Source organism: Bartonella sp. MU70NMGDW, from assembly GCF_042194085.1.
GTDB classification, from domain to species: domain Bacteria; phylum Pseudomonadota; class Alphaproteobacteria; order Rhizobiales; family Rhizobiaceae; genus Bartonella; species Bartonella grahamii.
In genome coordinates this window covers 1-6,668 of sequence record NZ_JBHIMK010000086.1, presented here as the reverse complement: position 1 = coordinate 6,668, position 6,668 = coordinate 1, and the positions used below count along the sequence as shown (strand labels likewise).

Genomic DNA, 6,668 nt, shown 5'->3' with positions numbered 1-6,668 from the left:
GCATAACAGGGACAGTTTCGTTGAAGAAAACTGATTTTGAAGTTGCAAAGGGTATAGCGATCTATGGTAATAATTCTGGTGGTCATGTTTCATTAGAAAATAAAACAACTCTTGCTGGTGACTTGTTGTTGAAGGCTGAGAATGATTCTAATATATCGGTTTCGGTTGATAGCTCTATTGTTACAGGCGATGTTCGCGTTGATAAAAGTTCTTATGCAAAATTAGACCTGGCTAATAGTTCACAGTGGATTCTAAAAAGAAGTGTGCAGAAGAATTTGGGTACTCCAGATTTAGGATGTGTGGATTCATGCGTTTCTTCTGTGAGACTTGTAAATAGTGCTATTGATTTTAGATCTTCCGAATCTGGAGAGAAATATCAAACTCTTCATATTGGGAATGGGAAAGGAACAGTTTATGCGGCACAGGGTAATGCTGTAATTCATCTCAGTGCACGTTTAAATCCTCATGATCCGAGTGATCAGCAAGTCACTGATCGGCTTGTCATTCATGGTGATGTTTCTGGAAAAACGAAAATACATGTACGGGGTGATGCGGCCAATGTAGGAGATGCTAGAGCGAATGGAAAGATTGCTCACAGTGTTTCAGTTATTCAGGTCTATGGTCAAGCAAAGAAAGATTCTTTCGAACTCGATGGCAATTATGTTGCACTGAGAAACTCACCTTACAAATATACTCTTCGTGCTTATGGTCCAGAAGCGACTTCGAAACAGGAGCATGTTCAGCAGAAATTTGTTAAGGATGGTGGAGAATTTTGGAACTTCCGTCTAGAAAATCAGTATGTTAAGTCTATGAGATCTGCTGCCCTTCCTGAACAATTTGTAAGGTCTGTTGTTCCACAGGTTCCAACTTATCTTGTCTTGCCTAATAGCGTATTCCACGCTGGTTTGATGGATATTAGCAATCAAAATAAGCAGTTGGAGACGTTACGGATGACTTCTACAGGAATGGTAGAGGTTCGTGAAAATCCCGCTTTGTACTTGCGCGGCTATGGTGGAAGTTACCGTTATGCTTCAGATCTTTCCGCACTTGAATATGGTTACGACGGCGATCTTAGTTATAATGGTGTAGAGGCAGGTGTTCTGCTGCAAACTATTGAAAATGCTGACAGTGCTATATCCTTTGGCGTTATGGGAACTTATGGAAAACTTTCTCTGCAGCCTTTGAATGTTGAGCAAAGCCAGAAGAGTGCATTTGATAAATGGACTGCTACGGTATATGGTAGCATGCAGCATAATGTTGGCTTCTATGTCGACGGACTTTTATCCTATGGTCTGTTCAAAGGTGATGTTCTCACTCTTGCACGAGGTAAGACAACAACATTGAAAGGTAAACCTTTGAGTGTTTCCTTATCTGGTGGTCAGACAATTGCTACAGGATATAAGGGTTTTGTCTTTGATCCGCAGGTTCAGGTTGTGTATCAACATCTCCAGTTTAATAAAGCTCGTGATATTGACAATTTTGATATTGAAATGGGTAACCTTGATCAGTGGGTGGCACGTGTTGGTGGACGCTTAACCAAGACTCCTACAGGCTCTGAAGGTATGGATGCTGTTGCTTTCTACGGTAAGATTTATCTTGCTCACGGTTTTGAAGGAAAACAGTCTGTGCATTTCAAGGATGCTTTCAAGTTAGGAGCTTTTGGTTCTTCATTAGAGGCTGGATTAGGCTTTAATGCCAAATTGTTGCCACAGTTCTCTCTACATGCTGACGTCCTCTATCAACATAAGCTTAATAAGGCTGGTTTTTCTGGAACAAGTTTTTCTGGTGGAGTACGTTATCAGTTTTAATATAAGGTACAGTATGTACCTTTTAAAAAAGGCAGCACATTGTGCTGCCTTTTTTCTTTGTAACAACTTGTGTTGCTCTTAAAAGCTTTTCATCTTCTTGATTGAGCAAAAAAAGACATAGTTTGTTTTATGCATGAGAGCGCTTTTCTACGCTAAAGCGAATTCTCTTAAAATTTATGCTGTTTTGGTGCGATAGAATGCCTCGCGTTTATCGGCTTTTTAAGCGTTCAGCAGTCCAGTATGCGTTAGGTTATCCTTTTTGGTACTCTATTGATATTATCTAATATAATATTTGATGTTTTCTAAAACTCGTTTTTGAGAGTTTATTTTCCACTGATTTAACTCATTGTTTTATTTATCTCCTTGTGGATTAATTTTTTAAGGTCACAAGGTTTAGTTGTTTTTTTAATTAATTGCACGCACTGATTTTATTTTTTCTTTACACGAAATACAGAATGCATTATACACCTATAAAGTGTGATTATTAATTATTCTCTTATAGGTGGTTTTGGCGTAGAGCTTCTGCCAAATGTATTGGGATAATTCATTGCACAGTTCAGATGAGCATGATGCATGTTCTTTTTGTTACACTTTTCGTGTTTTGAGGTGTGCAATGGGATGTTTTGCAGGTGCTTTTATTTTTAATGAGAGGGGAAGGAAAGTTTCGAGGGAACTATGATTAAAGTTTTTAGAAATCATGTATGTTTATGTGCTTGTACAACAGCTATCCTCTCTTTGCTTCAAAATGGAAGAGAAGTGTATGCGGCTGCAGAGGGGAAGGATAGTAAACCTTATGTTATAAAGGTTATCCCAGTTGTCTCTGCTAATTCTTCTCCTCATCTTAGCGGGAGTAATAAGCATAAGCTTCCTCTTAGAGGAGAAAGTGGGGGGAGGAATTATTATACTCCTGATATGATTCATGTTGGCGATAACGATGAGGGTATTCGTGGGGGGAGCGATTATCGTGAGCTGAGTGGAGTGGATGGAGAGAACGGATATCAGAAAAATGTAGATAATACGGTTAAAAATGAGCGCTCGGATGGAAGAGGAGTGAATCCTGGGTTTTATTACTATAATGGGTTGTATTATATATGCGATAATTGCGGGGAGTCTGAAGGGGAGTCTAAAATTGATAATAAATCTTATAGGATTACAAATAAGAACGTTTCCAATTATCCTGATGAACCTACTGCTATAACGGTAAAAGGAATAGGCACAAGGGTTAGTGGGGAGGATGTAACGGTTAGTAGTCAAGTTGCTGATAAAATTTTTCTCGTGGGGGTGCATGTATTAGAGAACGGTAAGATTGTTTTGAAAGATCCGATTATCAAAAATACAGTTATAGCCCTTCGTGCGAGTAATGGCGTGATTGAGGTAAAAAATGGCAAGATTAAGGAAAGTAATGAGGGTGTTGACGCAACAGAGAATTCGTTTGTTCTTTTAGAAGATACAGAAATTAAGACCGCTAATGGGAACGCAAGCCTTTTAAGTTATGATCATTCAGAAGTTTGGATGTCAGGTGGATCAGTTGATTTTATGAACAGCCATGGGATTTCTTCGATGTTAGGTGGGGAGGTAAATCTCGAGAATGTTAAAATTACTGGGAAGGGTGACAAAGGTAAGGATCGTGCGGTTGTGCATACGGATTTAGGGGGGGCTGTTAATTTAGAGGGTACTACTATTCGTGCTATGGATGTCCATGGCATATTATTAGAAAATACAGTCGATTCTATTCCTCTGCAGGAAGTTAAAGATTTATCAAATGAAGATTCTGGTTCAAAGATTCCTGTGACTGAAGTTAATATGAAATCCTCTTCTGTTACTGTAAAGGGTAAGGGATCTTATGGTATCTATTTGCGGGGAGAGAAGCCATGGAGTGAAGGTGGGGATAAAAAAGAAGAAATTTCATCAGAGGAAGAAAAAGCTTTACCACGATTAGAAGTTGTTAATTTGGATAAAACAGAGTTTTCTGTTTTAGACGATGCGGCTCTTTATGGTAGAAACATTATTTCTGGTGCGGTGGGGTTGGTGCACAGCACTCTTCGTTCAGGGAATTTTTTATTAAAAGCTGAGGAAGGTGCTTCTATAACAGTTTTGGCTGATGCTTCTACTCTTGAAGGTCGCACACATGTTGATAAAAATTCTAATGCCGAACTTTATTTGGGAGGCCGTTCTAAATGGATTTTACAACAACCGTTGCAAAAAGATCAACATGATGCTGCTCATGATTCTTCTATTTCACTCGTTAGTCTTATGGGTGAGAGCTCTATTAATTTTAAAAGAGATGAATCTTCTTCTGCTGATGATTATCAAACTCTTCGTATTGGAAAGGGAAAGGGTGAAGTTTATAGAGCACGGGACGGTGCCTCTATTTCCCTTAATACATACTTGAATAGTGGTGGTGCTCTTGATCATCAAAAGACTGATCGTGTTTTAATTCATGGTGATGTTTCGGGAAAAACAAAGCTCCAGGTGCGTGGAGTTTCAGGAAGTCCAGGAGGATATACGGGAAGGGGAGGAAATGATCAAGGTATTTCAATCATTCAGGTTTCTGGACAAGCAGAGCAAGATTCTTTTCAGTTGGAAGGTGGTTATGTAGCATTAGATAAATTACCTTATCAGTATAAGCTTTATAGTTATGGTCCAGGGTCTCATTTGGGAAAAGCAAGCATGGATCAAAGATTAGTTGAAGGGAACGGAGAATTTTGGGATTTTCGCCTTGAAAGTAGATCTATAGATTCTGATGTTAAACCTAAACCGGATCCCGATCCAATTCCAGGACCAGAACCAGCTCCGGAGCCTCATCCTAAGCCGGGAGTTAGGGTTGTTGTTCCGCAGGTTCCGACTTATCTCCTTTTGCCTAATGCCTTACGTCATATTGGTTTGATGAATGTGAACAATCAAAATAAGAGATTAGAAGCTTTACGAATTTCCTCTGGGGGCTTATTAGAAAGTCGTGAAAATCCTCTCTTTTTTGTGAGCGGTTATGGCGGCAATCATCGTTATACTTCAAATCTTTCTGCGCTTGAATATGGTTATGGCGGCGAGCTTGATTATAATGCCATAGAGGCAGGCGTTTTGCTGAAAGCAATCGAAAATATGTATGGTTCCACTTCTTTTGGAATTATCGGGGCCTACGAGAGATTTTCTTTGCAACCTTTGAATGTTGAGCAGAGTCAAAAAAGTACATTTGATAAATGGTCAGTTACAGCATACGGTGGTATGCAGCATGATGCAGGTTTTTACGTTGATGGTCTTGTGTCTTACGGTTTGTTTAAAGGTGATGTTCTAACAACTGCACGTGGCAAGACGGCAACATTAAAGGGAAATCCTTTAAGTGCTTCATTGACTGCTGGTAAAACGTTTATGGTGGGGGAGAACGGTTTTGTTTTTGATCCGCAAGTTCAAGTTGTTTATCAATATCTTCAATTTAATAAAGTGCCTGATGTGGATGGCTTTGATATTGATTTAGGAAAACTTCATCAGTGGATAGGGCGTGTTGGAGGGCGTTTAACAAAGAGGCTGGTCGCAACTGATAAGGCTCAAGTTGTTTCTTTCTATGGCAAGCTTCATCTTGCTCACGGTTTTGAAGGAAAACAATTTGTGCATTTTAAAGATGCTTTTCAGCTAGGCTCTTTTGGTTCTTCGTTAGAAACTGGATTAGGTTTTAATGCCCAATTGTCTCAAAAATTTGCGCTTTACGGCGATTTGGTTTATCAGCACAAGCTAACGAAAGCTGGTTTTTCTGGAACTAGTTTCTCTGGTGGTTTGCGTTATCATTTCTAGTTTTGTTGCTGTTTCTGATTAATCTTTGAAAAAGCCACAAGTATAACTTGTGGCTTTTTCTCATTCTCTATTCATTTTGTGTTATAGCCTTTTTACGAGAGTGTAACTTTGCATATCTTTAATATGCTTTTGGGTTGGACTTCTTTCATTTTTTTGACAAGTTTGAAGAGTTTGTACGTTATCGTTTCAAAACGTGTATTTCAGAGTGATAATTATATTATTTATTATATGCCGATTGATAAAGATATTTTTTAATTCAGGATGCGGAAATATTTTCAATGCATCTTATGATGAACCCATAAAAAGCATTTCTTTGCATATTATATGTCAGATTGGCAAGGGGATAATCGTCTAAGAAAGGAGTCAATATAATTTTGAAAATTACCTTAAGAGGAGAGGATTTACAATATTAGAAATTGGCAAAGGAAAAGAAGATACTCAAGCGCAATGAGGGCTATATCCGATGAACTTTATATTATATCCGCTGTCGTTGTGAAATGGGGATGGCAAAAATGAGAGATATCTGAGAAAACTGATGAATGAGAAACATAATGACATATTGTTTTTGGAAAATGTGTTTTCTTAAAAGGAATGCGTTAAATACCAGGATGAAGTCATGTATGATCTTTACTTTTTAAAGATCCGGCTCTGAATGCGTTTAAATGTTATCAAGTTACATTAAAAGGAGGTAGTAAAAATAGGAACTGATTTTTACACGTTCCTACTCTTTATTAGGCTGTCTTGCCACGAAGTTTGCCTAAAAAGGCATAGGTAAACTCTTGTTTTTCAATTTTGTTATATGTTTTGTCTGCTTACAAATACATATTGTTTCAATATAATATCTCTATCGTAAGGATGTTGATTATACCCGTTCTGGTGGGATTAGACAGCAGTTAAAGCAGGCGTTTTTAATGCATGTCAACCGATTAAGGCTATTTTGGAATAACAACTTTAAAGGTGATTTTTCTGTCGTTCTTCAGTTATATTTTTGCAATTTTTTTGTAAAAGCGACAGATTTAGATTGTATTTTTGAGTAATTTTTTAATTCCATATTTACATAAAACACAAAAAATA

The 6,668-nt window shown here is 38.0% G+C and carries 2 protein-coding genes; both read left to right on the top strand.

Annotated features, from left to right (window positions below; translation table 11 throughout):
• A partial coding sequence (locus ACFIKE_RS07620; protein WP_375649037.1) for an autotransporter outer membrane beta-barrel domain-containing protein occupies positions 1-1,808 on the top strand: 1,808 nt, incomplete at its 5' end.
• 675 nt (positions 1,809-2,483) lie between these two features.
• Positions 2,484-5,594: an autotransporter outer membrane beta-barrel domain-containing protein gene (locus tag ACFIKE_RS07615; RefSeq protein ID WP_375649035.1), complete on the top strand. Its 3,111-nt coding sequence runs from the start codon at positions 2,484-2,486 to the stop codon at positions 5,592-5,594.
• Positions 5,595-6,668 lie beyond the last annotated feature (1,074 nt).